Origin of the sequence: Clostridium sp. Marseille-P7770 (assembly GCF_902143525.1) — a bacterium.
Taxonomy (GTDB): domain Bacteria; phylum Bacillota; class Clostridia; order Lachnospirales; family Lachnospiraceae; genus Pilosibacter.
Genome location: NZ_CABFVC010000004.1, coordinates 226,428 through 251,008, shown reverse-complemented (window position 1 = coordinate 251,008; position 24,581 = coordinate 226,428). Strand labels below are relative to the sequence as shown.

The following is a 24,581-nucleotide window of genomic DNA, read 5'->3' as shown; positions in this document are numbered from 1 at the left end:
TGATTTTTTGAAAAATTTTCCGAAAAAACATGTCGGAAATATGATTTTTGAGGAGATTTTCCGGAATGAAAATTCTGCAGAGTGCGGCTAAAGTACATTTGCCGATGCTGTACAAAAGTACGGGATGTAAGAAGTTATCATAAAAAAAGATACCGACAAGATCGGTTGCCGCAGCTGCATGGTACAGAGCTTTCGGCCTGGAAATTCCATCACATTCTTCGACAGAAAAACTTCTGTCGAAGAATGTCAAAACAGCATGGCAGGACAACCTGATCTGTGCTATCATGGAGACATGTGTATCGCAAAATCATCCAAAAGAAAAGGGGAAAACTGGTATGAAGCAAATGCAAAAACACAGATGCCGGGTCGTGCTGATCTGCCTCATGGCCATGTTGATGACCTTGTTTGCGGGATTTGTTTCCTTAGCAGAAGAAAACACCCCGACACGCGTGATCAATGTAGTGTATGACGACTCCGGAAGCATGGTCGAGACGGGCGGTCAGAAGGCGAATGTCGCAAAGGTCCATGAGATGCTCACAAAAGCCGGAGGGACTGGAGAAAGAACTCAGCGCATTGAGCTATGACTTTGACGGAGACGCAGAGAAAGATGCTCTTTACATCATCGAGGACAGCGAACTGGATCTCGGTCTTTTAGACAGTGTGATCCGGAATCTTCCGCGAATGCTGGAGATCCTTGAGGATTTCCTGTCCTGGCATTTCGAAAAGCTGGATGGATCTGAGGAGTATGCGAAAAAACAGTTCTTCCTCTTCGGAGGGGAGACGGTCAGCGCACACTTAAAGCTGGAGTCCGTAAGAGATTTCCTCATGGAATGCGGTTATGGAAAAAATCCGCTGACGAAGGCGAGAAAACGCGAAGAATTCAACGCCGGCAGTTATGATCTCTCTTCGGTCAAGACCTGCGATTTCTGCGGACTTCCTGTCACAGATGTCAGCTATGAATGCCTGGATGACGGCAGGATCCGCTGCAATGACTGCGCATCGAGCGCGGTGGAGACCGTAGACGAATTTCAGGAGATCTTTCAGCGTTCCCTCTGTATTATGGAGATCCTGTTTGGGATGAAGCTCCATGCACCTGTTCAGGTACGCGTCGCGGATGCGGAGGAGATCGCAAAGCGGAGCAGTGCCGTATTTAAACCGGGAACAAAGCAGACTTCCCGCATAACAGGATTTGTGCAGAAGAAAAACGGGATGTACCAGATCGTGATCGAAAACGGAAGTCCGAGACTTGCTGCGATCGAGACGATGGTCAGTGAATTGAGGAACAGATGAATCTGCTCCGGGAAGACGTGAGAGGCTCGGGATTCCGTCTGTATGCAGAAAAATATCCGCTTGTGAAAGATATGACAGCGATCCGCAATACTCCGTTTGCATCGTTCCCGCCGGTTGACCCGGAGGCGATAAAGAGCGAAGTGGAAAAATTAAGCGGGGGCAGCCAGACAGAATAAGGGATCCCGGATCCGTCAGATGAAACATGTCTCCGGATCCGGGATAAAAGGAGAAGAGTATGGATCAGGATAAATTTCAGACAGTTTCGAATACAGCGTTTCTGTTCCTTCCTATGGATCTTGTAAATATGGACTACGACAACTTCCAGTCCCGGCTGGAAGTAAATGACGCCTGGTGTTTCATGGATGATCGGGACAAAAACCGCTACATCTACCGTTATATTACGGACAAGATGAATCCGGAGCAGAAAGATGAATGTCTGTATCTTCACTACTGTCTTTCGGATCAGGCAGCGCATGAGCGCGGCTGGGGAGAAGACGGAACGATCTATCAGGTGGAACAGGAGGCGGGGGAGAATTCCCTGGAGGAAACCTTCTGCTTCCGGATCCAGACGGTCCATCTGTACACGTTCCGGACAGAAGTGAGTATCCTGGCGATCCAGATTTCTTTTTTGAAGAATGATCCGGGATATATCGCCAACGGGCTGTACTATTTAAAAAAGGTACAGCGCGCACGGCTGGTCCCGGCAGGTGCGGAGGACGGGGATCCGGAACAGAAAAAGACGATCCTGGAAGCTGTAAAGGAGCTGTTTGGCGATTCTCTGATCAGGAATCTCCGGTTTTTCCCACATGTGAATGAGGGAATGGAGCGGGCAAATATGATGGTCATGGCCTGTGAGCCGAAGAACGGTGACTGGAAGCGGGACCTGTATTTTTTAAGAAACGGGTTCCGGTCAAAGGGATTTTCCTACAGCGAGGAGCTCGACGATCCGGATGAGATCCTGATGACAACAGAGGATTATACATGGGGTGTGACAGGGGAGAATCTTACCTGTATTGTCAGGAAGGAGACGGAGCATGTACTGAACCGCTTTATCCTGCGGTTTCAGGAGGAGTATCTTTTCACTTACATTATTCTGCTTCATCGGAAATTTGAACTCTACAAGATCCTGACGGATCTCGGAGTCGGGGAGATGAATGATCTTCCAACGTTAAATACATATCAGGATCAGCTGAACAGTTACCAGACGGATTACGCTTATGAGCGGATCACGGAGGTCCCGCAGTATCATCGGCTTTATAAGAAGATCGAGGAGCGGATGGAGCTGGCGGAGTTGTTTGCCGATGTGATGGAACCGGTCAGCAAGCTGAGCAGTCTTCGGGCGGAAAAGGCGGAAAAGGACCGGGATGAGCAGGATAAGAGAATGGAGAGCACGTTAGGCACTTTGTCGATCCTGGCAGTATTTTCAGCACTGATCGATTGCATCGATTATCTGGAGGCGGTGCCGAAGATCGTTAATGTCGTGATCCCCTGGACTCCGACAGAAAAAGTGGTTACGGTTCTTCAGTTCTGCTTCAGTGTGGGAATTATCGCACTTGCTGTCCAGGTAGTTTACAGAATGCTGAAAGAAAAATCGAAAAAGGGAAAATAGTACGAAAAAGAAAGACCAGAAGACTTTCACACGAAGGTATGTCTGAATAAGCAGATGTGCCGGAGGGGAAAGGACTTCCGGTCTTTTTTTGATGCAGATGTCCAAAAGGAATGAGAAGGGTTTTGTAAAATCAAGACATGAAGTTGATGAGGGAAAACAAAGTGAACTGCCGGAAAGAGCAGATGTCCAAAAGGAGTGAGGATGGTTTTATAAAATAATGACATAAGGTTGAGAAATGAAGGAGGAAAAGAACGGGTCAGATAAATTTAAGTAAGCGCAGACAGAAAGGTGGAATGTCCAAAAGAAGTGAAAAAAATCGTCTAAACTGTAATCGTTTCAAAAAAAGCAAAGAAAAACGGAGGAAATTGTATGAACGAAAAGAAATCGATCTTTAGTATGAGAAATATTTTCAAGATGCTCTCACTGGTGTGCATCGTGATCACCTTCTGCCCGACGTTCCTGGTATCGTGCTCTGGACAGAAGCTGGATGTCAGCGCGATGGATCTCGTGACCGGCATTTCCGTGTACGGCGAAAAATCTGACCCGTATCCGGCCATGCTGATCGCCCTGGCACTGCCGGCAGTGATCTTCGGAATCATGTTCATGAAGTCACTGGGCGCCAGAAAATCGGCCCTGATCACAATGGTATGTGCAGGAACGGATACGGCGGTCTGGATGATCGTGAAAGCGGCGTTTAAGAATGCGGCGGAACAGTATTACTGCTCTTTTGAGACGACAGGCTGGTACACCTTCAACATGGTGATCCTGGTAGTCACGATCGCGCTGGGCGCACTGGTCCTCCTCGGAAAGGTACATCTCGACGGGGAACTGATCCCGACAGGGATGAACCCGGAGGCAAAGAAGGCGCTCGACCAGATGTCATCGGCGGTCAGCCAGATGTCCGGAGCAGTCACCCGGATGGCAGGGGATGTCACTGAGAACATCGGAAACAGGAAACCGAAGGAAAAACCGATCGGCTACTGCCAGAAATGCGGAAAACCGATCTCCTATGGAAGCCGGTTCTGCACATCCTGCGGTACACCTGTTCCGGAAAGCATGATCGCGGAGGCGGAGGCAGCGAAAAAGACTGCAGAAGCTGAGAAGGTGATCACCGGGGCAGACAGTCCGAAAGCGGAAGGAAAGGAGGGAACTGATTCCTCTGAGAATTAACGATAGAAGCTTGAAAACCATGAAATCATGATCTGCCGGCTGCGCGGCGCGTGACCGGCGGGGAATGATCGTTTTACAGATAAATACTAGTGTTCAGCCGTGATGACCGAAGGAACGGTCTGCTGACGGCACGTTTACAACAGGAGGAAAATGAGTATGAGTATGTATTGCAAAAATTGTGGAACAGAGAACGAAAACGGTACAAAATTCTGTAAGAATTGCGGAGCTTTATTAGAGGAAAGCAAGACAGAGAGCATGGGCAGTGCTTCCCAGGCAGCACCGGAAACAGCAGTTCCGGAAGTGGTCTCCCAGGCTGCAGATCCGCAGAAAAATGCTCCGTCATCGAAACCGCTCCCGAAGAATGCCCTGATCGGCGTGGCAGCAGCCGGAGCGATCCTTGTTGTCGGCGGAATGGCGCTCGGGTCCAATAAGACGATCAACCTGGATCATTATCTCACGGTGGATATCGAGGGATATGACGGCTACGGAACAGCAACGGCTACGATCGACTGGGATGCGATCGAAAAGAAATACGGTACAAAGCTCAAGTTCACGGACGCTGCCAGAAAGCAGTTCGGCAACCTGCTGCAGTATACAAGCCCGATCGAAGAGCTGAAAAGCTGCGTCTTTGTCTCCATTGATAACGCGTATGATCTGTCCAACGATGATACAGTCACTTACAGCTGGGAGATCAGTGATGATGCGGGCAAGTATTTAAGCTATAAGGTCGAAGGAAAAGACGGAAGCAAGAAGGTATCAAAGCTCGAGGAAGTCGATACATTCGATGCGTTCGCTGATCTGGATGTCTCTTTCACAGGACTTGACTCCGATGGACGGGCAGAGGTGAATTACACAGGGACGGAGCTGAGTCCGTACGATTTCAGCTGTGACAAGATGAGCGGTCTCAGCAACGGGGATACCGTGACAGTTTCCATCAGCAAGAACAATATTTCCGACTGTGCGAAGAAGATTGGAAAGGTTCCGGCAGAGTTGTCGAAGAAGTACACGGTCGAAGGCCTGGAACACTATGTGAAACAGCTCTCCGAGATCAGCGCAGATTCCCTTGCGTCGATGCAGAAGCAGGCAGAGGATGTCTATAATGCGAAAGCAGCCAAGGATTGGGGCGATGGGGAGAGCCTGGAATCTCTCACCTACATGGGGGACTATCTTCTCACATCGAAAAACTCCAATGACAACTATCTGTTCCTTGTCTATAAAGCACAGGTTCATAACAATTACAGCAATGGGGAAAGCACATATGATCAGACCAACGACATCTACTGGTACATCCGGTATGAGGATCTCATTGCCGATGCGGACGGAAATGTGACTGTGGATATTACATACTACAGCACACCGAACGATCGTGTCGAGGTGGATTCCGGTGTTGACAGTGGCTGGTGGAGTACCCAGAAATGGTACTATTACGGCTACATGAGCCTGGACGACCTTTATCGCAGTACCGTGACCGCCAACCTTGATGGCTGGAATCATGAGGACTCTGTAGGTGAGGTATAGAGCGCCAGATAAGGTGTGGATGAAAGAGAATGGGGGGATGTGAAAAAGAATACAAATAAGAAAGTAGAGAGGAGTGATGCTTTGGGGTTCCTGTCCGCGCAATGCGTGGACAGGAACGATTCGGGAAATCAAATAATGGTCAGGAAGAAAGAGCGGAGGCAGATAGGGGAAAGGACCTGTCTGCTTTGGCTCTTTTTATGGCGTCGGGATATTTGAAGAAAGGTGCCGGTGGAGGGGATGTGAAATAATCTGCTTGTGGGGAAGAAAAAAGTCTGCTATAATGAGGACAGCTGAAAGATAGAAAAACCTTCATTTCTGCCGCCAAATATGAACAAACTGTGAACATGCCAGATTTCACCTTCAAAAACGCCTTTTTCAGAATATTCTGGAAAATACTTGCAAAAACGGGTCCGCAAACCCTTTATTCATGCGGGTTCCCGGAGGCAAGTGTGGAAATGAAGGTCGCCCCATTCAGGGCATTGACACAACAGATTCTTGTTGGATACTGTTCCAAAAGTAATAGTGTGGAAATGAAGGTCGCCCCATTCAGGGCATTGACACATCCACGACTTTACAAAACTACACTTTGTTGTCACAGTAGGTGGAAATGAAGGTCGCCCCATTCAGGGCATTGACACCAAGGGTACGGTTTGCGAGTTTCTTTAAGGTTCTTCTGTGGAAATGAAGGTCGCCCCATTCAGGGCATTGACACCGTGTATCGTATGTATTTTTGATTTCCATGCAGTCAAGTGGAAATGAAGGTCGCCCCTTTCAGGGCATTGACACTTTTTGTAACCTACTGCGATGGACATAAAGCTACTGTGGAAATGAAGGTCGCCCCTTTCAGGGCATTACCGACTTTTCTGCTCCGTGTAACCTGCAGACGCATCCAGTCGCTCATAGTCAACGGATTCAACACTTCGATCATCGTATCTATTCCGATCAGACAAACTCAAATCAGACAGCCGGATGGCCGAAATTCAAACATAATTCATACTCAAATTTCTCAGACAAACATATCAGATCCGAATTAAAAAATTCCCTCGAAAGCCATGCACAAAATTACTGTAAAAATTGCATCGCCTGTTTATCAGCGCGGAAAGGAGCCTTGCATGAAAAATGAGCTTCAGAAGATCACGCAGGAATGGATGGAACTTGAGAGAAAAACCTCAAAGCAGAGACAGGTTGCGGAGACGTTTTATGAGGAGAAGCTGATGTCACTTGTCGTCGCGGAATTTCAGAAGAATAACAAGAATGCCTTAAAAGAAAAGGTAGACTACCTGATCATCTCCGTCGGAGTCGCGTATGAACCGCTGGTGTTGAGCATCAAGTATTTTCAGCCGAGACGGATCCTGTTTTTATATACGGAACTGACGGAAGATACCCTGAACAAGGTCGTAAGACACTGTTCCCTGGAAGCGGCACAATACGAAAAGCACCGGGTTCATGAGACGGATCCGATCGATATTTACCGGGAGATCAAACAGGCATATCTCTCCTGGGGAAAACCGGAAAAACTCTACATCGACTTTACCGGAGGAACAAAAGCAATGTCGGCAGCAGCGGCGATGGCAGCAGCCATGATCGATGTCCAGATGGTCTATATCGGAACAGAACAGTATCTTGCAGATTTCAGAAAACCATATCCTGGCTCCGAACGGCTGTACTATATAGACAATCCGCTGACGGTCTTCGGGGATCTGGAAGTGGAACGTGCGATGGTATTGTTTGACCGGGCAAACTTTTCCGGAGCGCGGGTAAAACTTGGAGTCTTAAAAGAGACGATCCCGGATCCGGAGCTTCGGCAGCAGCTGAATTTTATCTATCTCTCTGCGCTCGTCTACGAATACTGGGACGCACTCGACTTTCCGAAAGCGTGGGATATGATCAAAAAGCTAAATCATGAACTGGAACGGGATGGACGTCTCCACCGGACCTATGTGATGATGGACTACCGGACACAGTTCAAAAAACAGGAAGAGATCCTGGGACATCTGAACGAAGTGGCTGAGAAGATCAAAGAAAAACAGAACTTTTCCGTCCTTCAGAAACGGGAGTGTATGCTGCCGCTGATGTTCACAATGTACTCCAATGCCTGTCTCAGGGAACAGCAGGAAAAGTACGATATGGCGACACTTCTCCTGTACCGACTTCTGGAAATGATCGAACAGCGGCGGTTAGCACTCTATAACCTCTATGTCTCCAAAATGAGCTATCTCAATATCAAATTCCTTGCGCCGGATCAGCTCCAGAACAATCAGATGGAACCGGCGAAAAAACAGGAATGGATCAAGGAAGAAGTCTACCAGATCAAGTCAAAAATGTTCCGGAATGACGTAGGAAAATATCTTCCTGACCAGGTTTCCTTATTGGAAGGTTTTATGATCCTGTCAGCGTTGAATGATCCGATCATGGCGGTGCAGCACGGCGATCCGATCGAAAAATTAAAACGGATCCGTTCCATGGTATTTCTGCGGAATAACAGTATTTTTGCACATGGTCTTGGACCGGTTTCCCGACAGGATTTCCTGCGGTTCAAACTTTTTGTTGTGGAACTGTTCCGTGAATTCTGCAAGATCGAAAAAGTCAATTTTGACCAGCATCTCCAGGATATTACCTGGCTGAATCCGACGAAATCCGTCTATTATTCCAAACTGGGGGTGTAGTCCATGGCTGTCCTTTATGTCAAGGAACAGGGGGCGATCCTTCAGAAACGGGGCGAGCGGCTTCTCGTCTCCAAAAATGGAAAGAGTCTTCTGGAAATGCCGCTGTACCAGATCGAGAGCATCATGGTGATCGGCAATGTGCAGCTCACTTCACAGGCAGTCCAGGCGCTGCTCCAGAACGGGATCGATGTTGTATACATGACATTTTCCGGAAAATATCTTGGGAGGACGGCGGCGGAATCCTCAAAAAATATCTTTCTCAGGCTTGCACAGTATGAGATCTATCAGAACATGGAAAAGCGCCTCGCGTTTGCAAAACAGATCGTTTTTTCAAAGATAGAAAATCAGAGACAGCTCATCAAAAACTGGCGGTGGGATCCCGGGGATCAGGAATGGAAAACGGAGATAAAGCAGATCGAAGAGCTTCAGAAAAAGGTGTTCACGGCAGAACGGACAGGGAAGCTGATGGGGCTGGAAGGAATGGCGAGCAATCTTTATTTCCGGTCTTTCGGGAGAATGTTCAAATGTGAATTCCGGTTTGACGGAAGAAACCGGAGGCCGCCCCGGGATCCGATCAATGTGATGATCAGTCTGGGCTATACCTTCCTGACCCAGGAAGTATCGAAGGCGCTTGAGGGACAGTCGTTTGAGATGTATATGGGCTTTCTTCACGGGATCCGGTATGGAAGAAAATCGCTGCCGCTCGATATGGTGGAGGAATTCCGTCAGCCGGTCGTGGACCGGATGGTGATCCGGATGTTCAACAAGCAGATGATCCAGAAATATGATTTTACGTTCGAAGAAGATTCGGTCATCCTGAATGAGGACGGGTTCCGGAAATTCTGCCGTGAATTTGAGCGCTGGATGACGGATAAAAATTGTTCGGGAGAAGAGGAAAGCTATCGCCAGCTGATCCAGAGACAAGCGGAAAAGCTAAAGCAAGCGGTCCAGGAGAGAGAGGTGTACCAGCCATACCAGCTAAACGGGAAAGTTTCTATATCATCAGTTACGACATCACCGTGAACCGGATCCGGAACAAGATCGCGGAGGAATTAAAGAATTACGGGCGGCGGGTCCAGTACAGTGTGTTCGAGTGTGAATTGACCGACCGGCGCTTCCGGGAACTTTACGCGAAACTGGCAGATCTTCTCCAACAGGCACTGCAGATCGAGGAAAAACAGGAGGAGAAGGACGAAGAGGACGAGAAAAAGAACGGGAGCGTCAACAGCATCCGGATCTATCAGCTATGCAAAAACTGTGTGGAGGAGATCCGGGTGATCGGAGTTGAAAAGGAACAGATAGAGAAGGAGAAAATCATCATCATCTGAGGAGGCAGCCTATGGGTCTATTTTCGAAAGTGATCGATCAGCAGAAACTGACGGAAGCCTGGAACCGGGTAAAAAGAAATAAACCGGCACCGGGCGTAGATGAGATGACATGGGAAGATTTTGACGGAAACCGGAAGCAGAATATCCGGCAGTTGAATATTGAGCTGTCTGAGCATAAATATGAGTCTCTTCCGGTCAAACTTGTTCCGCTCTATAAGGGAGAAAAGGTCCGGGAAGTCAGCCTGTATACCATGCGTGATAAAGTCGTCCAGCAGTCGCTCGCATCGGAGCTGGTCCGCATGTACGACGGACTGATGTCGCCGAGCACATACGCCTACCGGCCGGGAAGAGCGGCATTGCAGGCGATCGATCATCTGAACAGCATGATCGGAAAGGAAAATTTTCACTGGGCGTTAAAAGCGGACATCAAAAGCTTTTTTGACTATATCATGCTGCCCAAACTGTATCAGATCCTCGGGGAACGGATCAAGGAGAGCGATGTGATCGAACTGATCCGTCGCTGCTGTGAGGCGCCATCTCTGGGGAAAGACGGAGCGCTGACAAAGAAGACGCGTGGTGTCTACCAGGGATCCGGGATCGCACCGGTATTGTCGAATGTTTATCTGATGCAGTTTGACCATGAAGTGGTTCAGAAATGCAGATGCTATGTCCGGTATTCCGACGATATCCTGGTTCTTGGGGAGACGGAACAGGAACTTGTGGAAATCAGGAATTTTATGGGTGTATATCTGGAAAAACTAGGGCTCACGCTTCATGAGGACAAAACGAAGATCGTGCCGCTTACGGAACGTGTCGATTTCCTGGGCTATACACTCGGGAAGGATGGAAAGCAGATCCCCGCGAAGGCGGAAGAAAACCTGAGCACCAGTCTTGAGGATGTTTTTTTCAACAGGAAGACGACGCTACAGGAAAAGCTGAAAAAGGGCTCCGAGATCTTAAATGGCTGGGAGCAGTATTATAAGGATCAGCGCCCGATCGGCAGTATTCAGGAATTTGTTGTCGTTGTCTATATGATGCAGAATCATGTGGATGGAAAACTCGATTTTCTTCGGGAAACACGGAGGAAATTTACAAATGTCAGCCAGAGCATCTGCGAATATATGGCAAAGTTCTGGAACATGCATGATCGTTTGGATGATGCTCTGTGGGAGTACGAGCAGTTTTTTGAGCTGACCGGACTGGATGGGGAGCAGAAGATCGCAGATCCGGAGCGTTTCCTTTCGTATTTTGAGGAACTGATCGTCCGGGAGCAGGAAGAGATCTGGACAGAACTGATGCAGGAGTATTCTGATGCGGGTGCTTACAACCGGGCGGCAGCGATCATGAAGAAGATCGAGAGATTGAAGACGAGACCGGCGGTGCTCGATCTCTCCGGTGAGGCGGCAGGAGCGGAAGCAGACGCGATCCGACCTGGGCAGATGACAGGAGAATGGCTGGCGGCATATTCGGCGCTCTTTGTGGCGAGGGATGATGTCTACGGGGAGGAGGAGATTCTCACCGGAAATAAGAGACAGGTGGTCCCGAAGCTGGAACCGCTGACGGACGAGGTCCTGAAAACACATTTTTCCGGGAAGAAAACAATCGCATCCTATGTGCAGAGAACGAACCAGACGGTAAAGTATCTTGTGATCGATGTGGACGTGTCGAAACGGCTTCTTCTCATGGGCGCCGAGCAGGAACAGATCCGGAAATATCTTCCGAGAGCGGCAGAACGGGCAGCGGAGGTATTGAAGATCCTGGAGAGAATGGGACTTCACGGCTATGTCGAAAACAGTGGTTACAGGGGCTACCATATATGGGTGTTTTTTACAGAGTGGATCCCGGTGCGCTATGTTGTGATGCTGGAGGATGTTCTGGAGGAAAAGCGCGAGAAAACAGATGATGATATCTCGATCGAGTTTTTCCCAAACCGGTCGCGGATCCGGAATGGATCTTATGGGCAGAGCATCAAACTTCCGGGCGGAATGCATATCAAAAGCGGGAAACGGTCGGGATTCTGCAATGAGCAGTTTGAGCCGGTCGAGATGTCGTATGAGTTTCTGACCGGGATCGCAAAATATACGCTGATGGCGGTGAAGAAGATCCTGGGGACCATGTCCGGCGCGGAAAAGGAGCCGAAAAAGCGGGAACTTTCCCTGGAGCTGGAAGGTTTTGCGGAGCTTCCGCCGAGTGTGAAGGTCGTTCTGGAAAAATGCAACCTAGTCCGCTATCTCTGCCAGAAGGCGCAGACAACGGGATATCTGTCACATTTTGAGCGGCTGACGATTTTGTATGTATTCGGGCATCTCGGGGAAGAGGGAAAGACGTTTGTGCATACCGTGATGGAGTTTACGCTCAATTACCAGTATCATGTCACGGAGAAGTTTATCCAGAAACTTCCGGCAAAGCCCGTCAGCTGTGTGAAGCTGCGCGATCAGTACAAGCAGATCACTGCGGAATATGGGTGCAGCTGTAATTTCAGGCGGACGAAGAATTGTTATCCGTCTCCGGTGCTCCATGCGTTAAAAAACAGCAGTGATGTCGCGGATGACATTACGATCCCGACAAGCCGGACCCTGACGAAAAAGGTTGAGGAGAAGGTCATCGAGGAGATCAATATCCATAAGAAGGTACAGGATCTGGCGGTGCGGATCGTGGAGATGAAAAAGCAGAAGCGCGGAGTAGAGAAGAAAATCCAGAAGGTGGAAAATGAGCTGGAAACGATCTACGATCAGGCCGGAGTCGATTGTCTGGAAGTCGATATGGGGATGCTGGTGAGAAGGAAAAAAGGTCAGGGGTATGAGTGGCTGATCGAGATCTGAGAAGATGTGTGCTTGCGGCCGGGGATGGGGGAGCCCGGCCGTGGGGTGTTATGGATGTGAGAGTGGCTGACAGTAACAGGGGTGCAGAGGGAATTTTTCCTCTTTTTTCGTTCTTGTTATGATAGGAGAAAGAAGGAAAGAAAGAAGGTCTGCGGAATTATCATTAGGTAGCAGGAGAAAAAATTCTGCTTGTGGAACAGGAAAACGTCTGTTATAATGGACTTTAGCTGAAGGCGAGAAAACCCTTGTTTCGACTGGAAATATGAACAAACTGTGAACAAACCAAAAATCACCCTCAAAAAAGCCTTTTTCAGAATATTCTGGAAAATACTTGCAAAAACGGGTCCGCAAACCCTTTATTTATGCGGGTTCCCAGAGGCAAGTGTAGAAATGAGGGTCGCCCCTTTCAGGGCATTGACACAAAATTTATATTCGGTTCCGTTACTATTAACTCGGTTACTGTAGAAATGAGGGTCGCCCCTTTCAGGGCATTGACACATAAAGCCGTCTCCCATCGGAGAACTCGGAGCTGCACTGTAGAAATGAGGATCGCCCCATTCAGGACCTTAACACACGAGTCATAACGACTTCAACAACATAAGACCAGAGAACTTTCCCTATATAAGCAGAAAGTTCCCTGGTCTTTTCTTTTATTCTGAAATCTCATCTGTCTAAAAACAGTGAATCCCATGCCGTACAATATAGTCACAAGGTTGAAATAGAACCAGAGTAGAAGGGAATGATTCGTATGCCGGAGATGATGCAACACAGATAAACGAAGTGTCCAAAAGCAATGAAGAACATGTCGTAGAATAAAGACAACAAGTTGAGAAACATAAAAACAAAGAAAACAATAACGCTTAATCACAGGAGGAATTGACTATGATGAACAATAAAGAAAAGAAAAACGTGATCGGAACAACAGCAGGCGTAAAGAGTGCGGAATCGTATTCTCAGATGGCGAAAGGACTGAACTCCTTAAATACAGGACGCGGAGGTGAAAAAGGATTAAAGGGCTTTGCCTTTGAGGAGATGCACGCGGCGGATGTGAGAGTGAAAGGACATAGCTGCAATGTGGTCAACAACAATGGCGCGGCAGACCTCATCGTAGACGGAATGCCGGTACAGCTGAAAATGGGCTACCATAATAATCAGCCGAAATGGAGATCCGGTTATGAAAAGGTCGTTGTTGATAAAGGCAACATGCAGCTGGCACAGAAAGCCGGAAAAGCGGGATATGCCGTGGAAGAGTCCGCAGTATCGAACGCGGAGGCGAAAGCAGTGGCGGATGCGATGCGCCTGGAATCGACCATCACGAAGAGCACAACGGCTCCAATTACTGGTACGATGTCCAGCGCCCATTTCGCCGGAAAGACGGCAGCCGGAGTCACTGCAAAGGTGTTTGTTCCATTGCAGGCCGGAGCCAATCTCTATGATGTGGTAGCAGGCAATAAGGAGATCGAGGATGCTGTGGCTGACACGGTGGTGGATGGCGCTATTGCCGTAGGAACAACCTATCTTGGAACCGCAGCTCTCACAGCTGCAGGTACAGCGGCCAGTGCGGCAGGCGCAGCAGCTGCCGAGACAGCAGTAGGAGCTGCAGCCATCACCGCAGCCACCAGCGCATCTGCAGCTCTCGCAGGAACTGCCGTCGGCGGCGCGGCAGCGGCAGCGGTCGGAACAGCAGGAACAGCGATTGCAGCGGTGGCGGCAGCGCCTGTTCTTCCGGCTGTTGCGATCGCAACGGGGATTGGCTTTGCATTAGGAGCTGTTTTTGACCTGTTTGACTGATCGCTTTGCGTGAAGCTCCGGAGTTTTGGTGCAGTAAGCGGCAATCACAGGTACATGATCCATAAGAATCGAAACAGAAAACATGTGATAGCAAGTATGGGGGTGATTTTTTGATCAAGATCGGAATTATGAATAAGGGCGATGAGGTGTTAACAGTTACTCAGGAATTTATCGCGGTGCGCAGAAAAAATGGGGAGGTGGATCTTGTGAAATTATAGGTGCAAACAGGCAGCGTGTGCAGGCTGACTTGAAAAAGTAAATTCCAGTGCAAAAGTAAATTCCACCGCTCTTTTAAAAGTTGCTTATAATCTAGTGATTTTTAAGAAGAAAAGCGGAATCTATGCTATAATACAAGTAATCTATGGCGAAATTTTCTGTTTTTCTGTATGGCAAACAAGCTGCTGGAGGTCGGTGTGCACGACTAAATTCCACCAGCCACATTTGAAAAATGTGAAAAGTTTACTTCCAGTCTGACAGCAGATTTCTTCATGGGTTAGTGGTTATAGCGGATCAGCTTAGGTGTTAAGATGACTTTGTCAGGGTCAATACGCCTAAGCTGAAATGCTTTTAAGACGTCTTCCCCAAAAGCCTCCAGGGCGACATCATACGGTGTACGCCCATTCAAACTCTCCCGCGGTGTTGAGTTGATGTGGCTGGTGATTAAATTCACATCCCATTGAGTCAGGAATTCAAAGGTAGTTCGTTTCGGCAGTATCATGCGGAGCATGGTGTGTGCCTGTTCAATGCCGCCTTTCTGTCCGCTTCTCATGGGATCACAGTAATAAATGTTGGTTCTCTGGATACCAGTAACACCGGTTTCGAGAGAATCAGGATCACCGAATTCAGCGCCTCTGTCGGTGAGTATATATTCAAACAGAGTCAGGAAATCGAAGGTACCAAAACGCTTTTCTAAATGGTCCAAAACGAGTCGTACAGATCCTTCCGTATTCCGGTTCATGAGGAACGCAAGAAACAGCTTTTCCCTTGTAAAAAAGAAGGTAAGCAGTGTTTTAGAGGAACCAACAGCGGAGTGGACGGTGTCCATCTCTACAAAAGATTCCAGGTGCAACTGTTGAAAATCAGCGTAAGTTCTGCCATTAAAGACACGGCGGTCAGATATCTGTGATTTATGGACTTTTCTGGGTTTAAACTTCACTTTACGTTTCAGATCAACGTTTCTGGCAGTCAGAAGTCCCATATCAAGGTAGTTGTAAACGCTGCGGACGGAAAGATTCAATTCCGGATGGTTTGCAACGATCTGGTAAGGAGACTGGCCCTGATCGATCAGAGGAGTGATGATCTTATCCTTTTTGTGGAGTTCCTGTCTGGTCATAGCGATTCCGGACCTGGAATCCTTGAGACACTCCCGGTATTTCCGGTCAGCGAACCTGGCATTGTAGGTATATTTGTGGGCAATCGTACAATGATTGATCTTTTTACTGCATCCATTGCAGACGTAGGGAGCCCGATCAAGTTTGCTGCAGCGTTCTTTTTGAAAATCCGGACAGGTCTGGTTACAGGTGGGACAGGAAGCACATTTAACGCCGCAAAAAAGGATCTTATTGCAGGCATTCGTTTTCTTACAACGGAAACGCTTGGTACAGAAGTTCTTCACATTAAGAAAAGTCCCTTTGTGAAACCAATCGGAGGCTCTTCTGGCCTTCACTTCTTTTGAAATCGTAGTAGGGTCCTTACAGAGAAAGCGGGCAATATCTTTAAAGGATGTACCCTTATCCAGTTCATTCTGGATATAGATACGATCCTCTATGGTGAGATGCTTCTGGTTGCCTGGGATATATTTACTCATAGTCAAACTCCTTCTACTGCTGTCAGAAGGACGATTAAAGTATCATATCAGTATGCATGAGTAAATATCAACTGTGCAAGAGTAAACTCCACCGCCCATTGGAGAAGTGGAATTTAAATTTTCATTTTAGGNACTCATAGTCAAACTCCTTCTACTGCTGTCAGAAGGACGATTAAAGTATCATATCAGTATGCATGAGTAAATATCAACTGTGCAAGAGTAAACTCCACCGCCCTTTGGAGAAGTGGAATTTAAATTTTCATTTTAGGGCAGCGTGTGCAGTGGGAAATTGTGCTTGTAGGGCAGGAAAAAGTCTGTTATAATAGGTTTCAGTGGGAAACGGGAAAATCCCTCATTTCGGCCGCAAATATGAACAAACTGTGAACAAGCCAAAAATCACCCTCAAAAAAGCCTTTTTCAGAATATTCTGGAAAATACTTGCAAAAAACGGGTCCGCAAACCTTTTATTCATGCAGGTTCCCGGAGGCAAGTGTGGAAATGAGTGTCGCCCCTTTCAGGGCATTGACACATGTAGAGCATAAGACCGGTTTCCGTTGCATCGAAGTCTGTGGAAATGAGTGTCGCCCCTTTCAGGGCATTGACACACTTCCTCAAATTTTTTATAATACTTTTCTACTTTTGTGGAAATGAGTGTCGCCCCCATTCAGGGCCTTAACACACGAGTCGTAACGACTTCAACAACATAAGACCAGAGAACTTTCCTTATATAAACAGAAAGTTCCCTGGTCTTTTCTTTTATTCTGAAATCGTATCTGTCCAAAAACAGTAAATCCCATGCCGTACAATATGATCACAAGGTTGAGAGAGAACCAGAGGAGAAAGGAATGATCCGTATAACGGAGATGATGTAATACAGATAAACGAAATGTCCAAAAGCAATGAAGCAGATACTGTAAAATAAAAATAACGAGTTGAGAAACATCTAAACAAGAAATAGGATGAGAACGAAAAAAGGAAAATAGAGAGAAAACCGGGATTTCCATAGATGCATGACGGAACTTGTAACAAAGGCTGATGACAGGAGGTATTTGAGTATGACAAACAAACAGAAACTGGAATGTAATGCAATCATTCACACAGCAAGTGTTTCCGCAGGAGCGATCGGAGCGGGGCTTGCGCAGGTGCCGGGAAGTGACAACACGTTCATCACACCGATCCAGATGGGGATGGCGGTCTTGCTTGCACAGGTGTTTGGAATTTCTCTGAATTCCACTGTCGCGAAGGCAACATGCGCCAGCGCTGCCGCAGCGATGATGGGAAGAACTGCATCCCAGGTGCTGTGCGGATGGATCCCGGGAGTAGGAAATGTGATCAATGCCGGAACTGCGGCTACTGTAACAGAAGCGATCGGCTGGGTCATCGCGCACGATTTTGAACGACAGGCAAACGCAGGGGTGATTTTCTGATCGGAACCGGGATCATGAGGGAGAAAAGGAACGGGCAGCAGGAACAGGAAACATATATGGTGTTAATACAGAAAGGTGAGGTTATGACAACAGAACAGAGAATGGAATGTGAGGAGATCATTTTACGGGCCGGACTGAAGGCGGGAACAGCGGTGATGGTGAAAAAAGATCTGGCATCAGACGGGAAGACCCTGGTCCTTCCGATCCATGTCTCGATGGCGGTTTCACTCGGAAATGTATTTGGAATTTCTCTGACACAGAGCGCTGCACAGGGAATCTGTGAGAGCATGTCCAGACTGACTGTAAAATTTCCAATGTTTCCATATGAAAGATCGCCCTGGGACAATGTGAGAGACATGGCACAGTCGACAGAGCGGCTGGGATGGATTCTGGCTGGAAAATTCGATGCGGAATGCTGGAAGGATCATCATAAGAAGGTACAGTCGGCGTAGGCGGATGCCCGGCTTGCGGAGCAGGAAGAAGTCATATGTACAAAAGAGTGATGATATTGTAAAATAATGGTAACTGTTCAGCAGGTCTGCGAACTTGCTGCGCTGACCGTAATAAGACATAAGCCGGAAGGCAAAAATCCCACCGGCAGGGACCGATCTGGAATGAATTTTTGCTTGTAACCGGTCATGCATCCGAAGGGAAGATTTCTGCAGGTGTGAGGAGACTGAACAGCTACAATAGAAGTATGAATACAGGGGAGGAATAAGAAAATGCATATGAAAAACAGGCGGAAAGGCGCAGGCAGAATTCTTGCTCTCGCGGTGCTGATGACAGTGAGCAGCAGTCTTCCGGCATTTGCGGCTTCCTGGAAGAAGGATCAGTACGGCTGGTGGTGGGAAAAGGATGAGGGCGGTTACCCATCCAACGGCTGGCAGTGGATTGACGGAAACAAGGACGGCATTGCAGAATGCTATTATTTTGATGCAAACGGATATATGATGGCGAACACGACGACTCCGGACGGCTATCATGTCAATGAATCCGGTGCATGGACGGAAAACGGAACCGTAAAAACGAGAAACCAGTCGGTTGACTCTGCGGTTAACGTGCCGAACGGCAGCTGGATGGGCGGCACCGGTGCGAACTCCGGCAAATGGTGGTGGAGAAACTCCGATGGAAGCTATCCGTCTAATTGCTGGCAGTGGCTGGACGGAAATCAGGATGGGATCGCAGAATGCTACTATTTTGATGCATCCGGATGGGCAATTACTTCCGGACGTACCCCGGACGGATATCAGGTGGATGCAGACGGAAAATGGCTGGACGGTCAGAAGATCAGGACGAGAAAGGCGAATCGTACAGGCGGAAACAGTGCAGGAGGCGGAAACAGCAGTTCAGCGGAGCAGACAAATAGTGGAGTGGACACTGCCTGGGAGAATTATTCGGATGATTCGGTAAGCCAGTCTGCAAACGATTTCAAAAATGGAAACCGCGGAATGATGTCTGATTCCCAGTGGGAAGAGACAAAAGCTGCGGTCGAAAAATTCAAAAAGAAATATATTAAAGCTGGAATGAGCGACTTCGAAAAAGAGATCAAGATTATTGAATGGCTGGTGGAAAATTGCAGCTATGAATCAAAAAAAGACTGGTCAAGATCGACGGCGTACAGCTGTATCATTCTCGGAAAGGCACAGTGCGCAGGATATGCAGACGCATTTCTTCAGACGGCAAAGCTCTGCGGACTTGAAGTGCGCTATGTATACAATAATAGCCATGCGTGGAACCTGATCAAACTGGATGGTGACTGGTATCATGTCGATGTTACATGGGAAGATCCGCTCGGAAGCAATGATTATGGTTTTAATCATTTGCGCAATAAATATATCAATCTGGAGGACGATCAGATCAAAAATGCCTCCTATCATCGTACCTGGTATCCGGAGTCTGCAACGGCGAAAGGAACCAAGTATGGACCGCCCGTTGTATCCAAATATCTGAAGAGCGGATCGGTTGATACCTCACTGGGAACCAGCTATGCGGAAAGGACAAACAAGTTTTTTGAGTCCATGGAAAAGCGCCCGGGAAGTGCCACGATCTTCTATACAAATGTCAATGATACAGCGGACAAGATTGTTGCGCATATGAGTGATCTGATCGACAATAAAAAAGATGCCTATGCGATCCTTTTACGTTTCGGAGATACCTACAATGCGTCCAAAACAAGCGATTATAGTAAGATGTCGGAGACAAGGAATAAGATCGCTGAACGTGCACAGCAGAAGCTGAATGAAAAGTATGGGGATGTCGTGAGAAGTGGACTGAAACTGATCCTGTATCAGGGAGAAGGAACAAATGGGGAATATTACTGCTATGATTATAGTAATCTCACGTATCAGGAAGGTCATGATGTGGAAGTCCCGTATACGCTTCATTATGTATGCAACGGCAAAGAGATGAAAACTGATACAGGTGTGTCAGAGCGCAATGGCCGCATCACGTTTGATGTGCCGGAAAATTATAAAGTCAAATCCTGCAAGATCAAGAAAGGAGAGGGAATAACAACAAGCACCTCATACATTATTGTGAGGGGAAGAGATGCGATTGAGGCTACTGTGGAGCTTCGCGATCCGACGATGGTTTCCTATTGGATCACTTATCGGGATACAAAAGGAAATGTACTTGATGAGGTAGTGGGGGAAGGAGCGATCGGAGGGACGGTCACACCGGAAAAGAAATCCTTCGACGGATATGAGCTGGCGTATACGAGTGAAATTAAGGCGCATACGTTGAAGTCGGTGAATAGCCAAAACATGTTTAATGTGACGTATGCAAAGCTCACTGACTACCGGATCGTGTACCACTGTACAGTTGATGGAGAGGATCTTGACGAGGTAACAGGAACTGCGCGCTATGGCAGCACCGTGAATATTCCGCAGAAAACCTTTGAAGGTCACAAGCTGGCTGATGGGCAGAAAAGGAGTTTTAAGATCGATAGTGATTCCTGTACGGTCACTGTGAATTATACGCACACAGCGAAGCAGACGAACACAGGAGATCAGACGAACACTGCGGATCGTACGCAGGAGAAAAAGCAGTACCAGTATATAGTCGAGTATTATGATAAGGATACCAACGAGGTTATTCACAGGATCAAAGGAGAGGATCAGGCGGATACAGGAGTCCATTATCTGGATGCACCGTGGAGAGAAGATTACAGACTTGCTGACGGATGGGAAAATTATACCTGCTGGTTGAAGAAGGATAACATGACATTCCGGATTCCCTGCGTGAAGGTAGAATAGGAAAAAGAGAAAAGCTGGTATTGCAGGATTGGGCTGGTTCCGAAATGGGATCAGCCCGATCATTCTATCTGGATGTCCAAAGACAGTGAATATGGAACCGTAAAATAAAGCTATGATAAGGATAGATGAGAGAAGAAAAAGAATGAAAGATTTAAATTCACATTGTATCAACCAGAAGGAAATTTTCCACGTTCACACATGGAGATGCGGACATGCGGGGGAGGAGCGGGAAGAGGCGTATGTAAAAAAAGCAATCCAGCTTGGAGCAAAGAGCATCACATTTACGGATCATGCCCCGTTTCCGGGCGATCCGTTCCGGTCCCGCATGAAGATGGAACAGCTTGCGGATTATAAGAATACGATCTGGAACCTGAAGGAGAAATACGGTGAAAAGATCCATGTGCAGATTGGACTTGAGATCGAATACCTTCCGGGGTACCGGACCTATTATGAGACCTTAAAGGAGGATAAACAGATCGAATTCCTCATGATCGGACAGCATTTTTGCGAGATCGAGCCGGGATCATACAGCTTTTCGGCGAAAAGCGATGCAAAAAAAGCAGATGGGATCATTCAGGCGGAGATCGAAGGAGTGGAGAGCGGACTCTTTTCCTGCGTGGCACATCCGGACCGCGGATACCGCTATGCGAAGAATATCGCTGATGTGGACCATTCACTCGCAAAGGTGCTGATCGATACAGCGAAAGAACATCATGTCCTGCTCGAAAAAAACGTGAGTTCCATGGAGCGGAACTGCTTCTATCCGGATGAATTCTGGAAATTCAGCCATGAGAATTATCTTGTCGGAGTCGATGCACACTCTGTTGAGGAGATGGAACGGCGATACCGGTATGCTGCATTTGTATAATCTGAGGTTACTGTTTGCGCCACACGTGAACAATAACAATCTGTCCGAATGGAACTGTATACTTCGCCTGAAACAACTTTCTGGTTTTCTTGTTATATTATAGAAGAATTCAAGTTATGCCTGCACAACGCGAAAATGTAACGGATCCCGGCTGTCCAAAACTTATGAGCCCTGTCTTCTAAAATGGAATCATAGAAAGAAGAAAGGGAGAAATGTATATGAAAAACAGAAGAAAAAGCGTAAGAGGGATCCTGGTACTGGCACTGCTCATGGCGATGTTTCATGCATTTCCTGTTTTTGCCGATTCCTGGCAGCAGCAGGGAAACAAGTGGCGCTGGGTAAAAGACGATGGTTCCTATCCGGTGAGCTGCTGGCAGTGGATCGACGGAGATCAGGACGGGGTTTCAGAGTGCTATTACTTTGATAAAGACGGCTACATGCTCTCAAGCACGACAACGCCGGATGGATATCAGGTAGACGAGTTGGGCGAATGGATCCAAAACGGAGCTTTGATGATTAAGATCCGCGGGGATATAAAATATCCTTATGGACCGGGTAACATGCGTGCAAACGATTTTGAGCACGCCAACTTCTGCAAGATGACAAATGACCAGTGGAAAGAGACAAAGAACGCGATCGAGGCATTCAGACAGCAGTACATCAAAGATGGTATGAGCGATCTGGAAAAGGAAATCAGGATCATCGAATGGCTGGTGGGAAACTGCAGCTATGAAAAAGGTGAAGACTGGTCGAGAGGAACGGCATACAGTTGTATCGTTCTCGGAAAAGCGCAGTGTTCCGGCTATGCGGATGCCTTTTTACAGACTGCGAAGCTCTGTGGACTTGACGTGCGCTATGTATACAATGAAAGACATGCGTGGAATCTTGTCAAACTGGACGGTGACTGGTACCATGTTGATGTGACATGGGAGGACCCGATCGGTAAGCAGAATTACGGTTTCGGAAACCTGTCTAACAGGTATATCAATCTGACGGACGATCAGATCCGTGCGGTCGAGTACCACAGCACCTGGGAAACACCGGAGCTCGCTGCCGCAGGAACGAAGTACGGCCCGGCGGTGGTTGCGGAGTGTCTTGCAAAGGAGAGCAGGCAATAGAAAGTATGGAACAGTGAAAAAGAACGAAAAAACACAAACAAGGGAGAAAAGGTATGAAGAGAAAAACAAGTTCGGGAAGGGTTCTGGCACTGTCGATGATCCTGGCGGTCAGCAGCAGCCTTCCGGCATTTGCTGCATCCTGGCAGCAGGACAGCGCGGGATGGCGCTGGAAACAGGATAACGGGGAGTACGCAGCAGGCGGCTGGCAGTGGCTCGACGGCAATCATGACGGCATATCGGAGTGCTACTATTTTAATGCGAATGGCTATATGCTTGCGAACACGACAACGCCGGACGGCTATAAAGTCGATGGATCAGGTGCATGGGTCGAGAATGGAACTGTAAAGACAAAAAGCACTTCCGGAGATCCCGGTGTGACAGTTCCGAATGGAATGTGGCGGAAAGGTGCAGGGGCCAACGCGAATAAGTGGTGGTGGCAGAATATGGATGGAAGCTATGCGTCGGGCGGCTGGTACTGGCTGGACGGAGATCAGGATGGAATTGCGGAATGCTACTATTTTGATGCTGCCGGCTGGGCGCTCTCATCCTGCCAGACGCCGGACGGCTACCAGGTAGATGCGAACGGAAAATGGCTGGACGGCCAGACGGTCAAAACACGGAAAGCAAACAGGAATAGTAATGGTTCCGGAAAGGGAAATTCATCGTCCGGTGGTACTTCGGCTGCGGGAACAAACACCGAGGTTGATGCGGCATGGAAAGACTATTATGACAGCTCCGTGGGAAAAAGCGCCGGAGACTTCAAAACCGGCAACTTCGGAAAGATGTCCGCGTCCCAGTGGGCAGAGGCAAAGAAAGAAATCGAGAATTTCAAAAAGGAATATCTGACCAATGGAATGAGCGATTTCGAAAAAGAGATCAAGATCGTTGAATGGCTGGTAGAGAACTGCAGCTATGAACAGGGAGAAGACTGGTCAAGATCCACGGCATATAGCTGCATCGTTCTCGGCAAGGCACAGTGTTCGGGATATGCGGATGCATTTCTCCAGACAGCGAAGCTCTGCGGTCTTGATGTGCGTTACGTGCAAAGCGCCTCGCATGCCTGGAACCTTGTCAAACTGGATGGGGACTGGTACCATGTCGATGTCACATGGGAAGATCCGCTCGGTGACAACGATTATGGATTCGGAAATCTGCGCAATCGGTATATCAACCTGACGGACAGCGCGATCCGGGATGCAAGATCACATAGCTCCTGGACTCCGGATACGATCTCCGCAAAAGGAACGAAATATGGTCCGTCTGCTGTTGCAGCGTATATGAAACGTGGAACAACGGAGATTTCAAAGGAACTCGATGATGAAGATGAGAGAAATGAAATTGTGGAGGATTTTAAAGAGCGTTCCGGAAGCACGATCATCTCTTATACGGATATCGATGGCACGGTCGATCAGATCATGGCACATATGGAAGATCTGATCAATAATAAAAAAGATGCTTATGCAGTTCTCCTGCAATTCGGAGATACTTATAACGCTTCCAATTCCGGAGATTTTCAGAAAGCAATAGAGACAAAGGATAAGATCGCGACATCTGTGGAGCAGAAGCTGAATGAAGAATATGCAGATACTCTGGATGGCAAGAAGAGATTCCATTTCAATCTTTCTGAAGTAGCCGGCGGGGAATATTATTGCTATGCGAACGGAAAATTGGAATATCAGACAATGAAGTGATCGAAGTTATACAATGGCGAAGAAACCAAAACAGACACAGGCGTGGCAGAGCTGGAAGAGCAGAGAGTGTCTGGCGGGAGCAAAAGCGGAACAGGCAGGGGATAGATGGACAAAAAATCCATCTGTCCCCTTTTTTCGGCAGAAAGAAGAAACCTGTTTACTTTTCCCGAAATCCCTTTTATACTGGGTAAAGCGCATATATTAGCGGCTGTTCAGCGGGGC

17 protein-coding genes and 1 CRISPR repeat array are annotated in these 24,581 nt (G+C 47.9%); of the genes, 16 read left to right on the top strand and 1 reads right to left on the bottom strand.

The genetic code is table 11. The features are described 5' to 3' along the window. Positions 1-335 precede the first annotated feature (335 nt). From FN001_RS11290 to FN001_RS11240, 10 genes are all read left to right on the top strand, one after another. On the top strand, positions 336-584 hold the full coding sequence (locus tag FN001_RS11290) for a hypothetical protein (protein ID WP_142411893.1): 249 nt from the start codon (positions 336-338) through the stop codon (positions 582-584). Then, the gene (locus FN001_RS11285; protein ID WP_185911908.1) at positions 526-1,290 is read left to right on the top strand and encodes a hypothetical protein; all 765 of its coding nucleotides are present in this window, start codon (positions 526-528) and stop codon (positions 1,288-1,290) included. Before FN001_RS11290 ends, FN001_RS11285 begins: the two co-directional genes overlap by 59 nt. A gap of 235 nt (positions 1,291-1,525) precedes the next feature. Further along, entirely contained in the window at positions 1,526-2,899 is a 1,374-nt protein-coding gene (locus FN001_RS11275) for a hypothetical protein (protein WP_142411890.1), read from the top strand. Positions 2,900-3,268: 369 nt separating this feature from the next. Further along, complete coding sequence (locus FN001_RS11270; RefSeq protein WP_142411889.1) at positions 3,269-4,069, top strand: zinc ribbon domain-containing protein; 801 nt, start codon at positions 3,269-3,271, stop codon at positions 4,067-4,069. A 156-nt stretch (positions 4,070-4,225) separates the two neighbouring features. Beyond that, complete coding sequence (locus tag FN001_RS11265; RefSeq protein WP_185911907.1) at positions 4,226-5,587, top strand: zinc ribbon domain-containing protein; 1,362 nt, start codon at positions 4,226-4,228, stop codon at positions 5,585-5,587. A 449-nt stretch (positions 5,588-6,036) separates the two neighbouring features. Beyond that, positions 6,037-6,445: a CRISPR direct-repeat array (repeat unit 37 nt; unit sequence GTGGAAATGAAGGTCGCCCCATTCAGGGCATTGACAC). A 254-nt stretch (positions 6,446-6,699) separates the two neighbouring features. Next, complete coding sequence (locus FN001_RS11260; protein WP_185911906.1) at positions 6,700-8,253, top strand: TIGR02710 family CRISPR-associated CARF protein; 1,554 nt, start codon at positions 6,700-6,702, stop codon at positions 8,251-8,253. A 3-nt stretch (positions 8,254-8,256) separates the two neighbouring features. Then, positions 8,257-9,276 carry a CRISPR-associated endonuclease Cas1 gene (gene cas1, locus FN001_RS11255; RefSeq protein WP_142411886.1) on the top strand — a complete coding sequence of 340 codons (1,020 nt, stop codon included), beginning with the start codon at positions 8,257-8,259 and terminating at the stop codon, positions 9,274-9,276. Further along, complete coding sequence (cas2, locus tag FN001_RS11250; RefSeq protein WP_207705624.1) at positions 9,273-9,581, top strand: CRISPR-associated endonuclease Cas2; 309 nt, start codon at positions 9,273-9,275, stop codon at positions 9,579-9,581. The genes cas1 and cas2 overlap by 4 nt, the downstream gene beginning before the upstream one ends. Positions 9,582-9,592: 11 nt before the next feature. Further along, entirely contained in the window at positions 9,593-12,403 is a 2,811-nt protein-coding gene (locus FN001_RS11245) for a CRISPR-associated primase-polymerase type A1 (protein WP_142411885.1), read from the top strand. Positions 12,404-13,285: 882 nt separating this feature from the next. Continuing rightward, positions 13,286-14,194 (top strand): hypothetical protein, encoded by a 909-nt coding sequence (locus FN001_RS11240; RefSeq protein ID WP_142411884.1) that lies wholly within the window; start codon positions 13,286-13,288, stop codon positions 14,192-14,194. A 493-nt stretch (positions 14,195-14,687) separates the two neighbouring features. Here FN001_RS11240 and FN001_RS11235 read toward each other — a convergent pair whose 3' ends face one another. Further along, positions 14,688-16,001 (bottom strand): IS30 family transposase, encoded by a 1,314-nt coding sequence (locus tag FN001_RS11235; protein ID WP_142411495.1) that lies wholly within the window; start codon positions 15,999-16,001, stop codon positions 14,688-14,690. A gap of 1,055 nt (positions 16,002-17,056) precedes the next feature. On the opposite strand from FN001_RS11235, the gene FN001_RS11230 reads away from it, so the two are divergent. The 6 genes from FN001_RS11230 to FN001_RS11205 all read left to right on the top strand — a co-directional run bounded on the left by FN001_RS11230 (position 17,057) and on the right by FN001_RS11205 (position 24,359). Beyond that, positions 17,057-17,428: a hypothetical protein gene (locus tag FN001_RS11230; RefSeq protein WP_142411883.1), complete on the top strand. Its 372-nt coding sequence runs from the start codon at positions 17,057-17,059 to the stop codon at positions 17,426-17,428. A 56-nt stretch (positions 17,429-17,484) separates the two neighbouring features. Beyond that, complete coding sequence (locus tag FN001_RS11225; protein WP_142411882.1) at positions 17,485-17,880, top strand: hypothetical protein; 396 nt, start codon at positions 17,485-17,487, stop codon at positions 17,878-17,880. 270 nt (positions 17,881-18,150) lie between these two features. After that, a complete protein-coding gene (locus FN001_RS11220; RefSeq protein WP_142411881.1) occupies positions 18,151-20,682 on the top strand; it encodes a transglutaminase domain-containing protein in 2,532 nt (843 codons plus the stop codon). 142 nt (positions 20,683-20,824) lie between these two features. Beyond that, positions 20,825-21,550, top strand: a complete 726-nt coding sequence (locus FN001_RS11215) for a PHP domain-containing protein (protein WP_185911905.1) — start codon at positions 20,825-20,827, stop codon at positions 21,548-21,550. A gap of 218 nt (positions 21,551-21,768) precedes the next feature. Then, a complete protein-coding gene (locus FN001_RS11210) occupies positions 21,769-22,668 on the top strand; it encodes a transglutaminase domain-containing protein (protein ID WP_142411879.1) in 900 nt (299 codons plus the stop codon). Positions 22,669-22,721: 53 nt separating this feature from the next. After that, positions 22,722-24,359, top strand: coding sequence for a transglutaminase domain-containing protein (locus FN001_RS11205; protein WP_142411878.1), 1,638 nt, complete (start codon positions 22,722-22,724; stop codon positions 24,357-24,359). Positions 24,360-24,581: the final 222 nt, after the last annotated feature.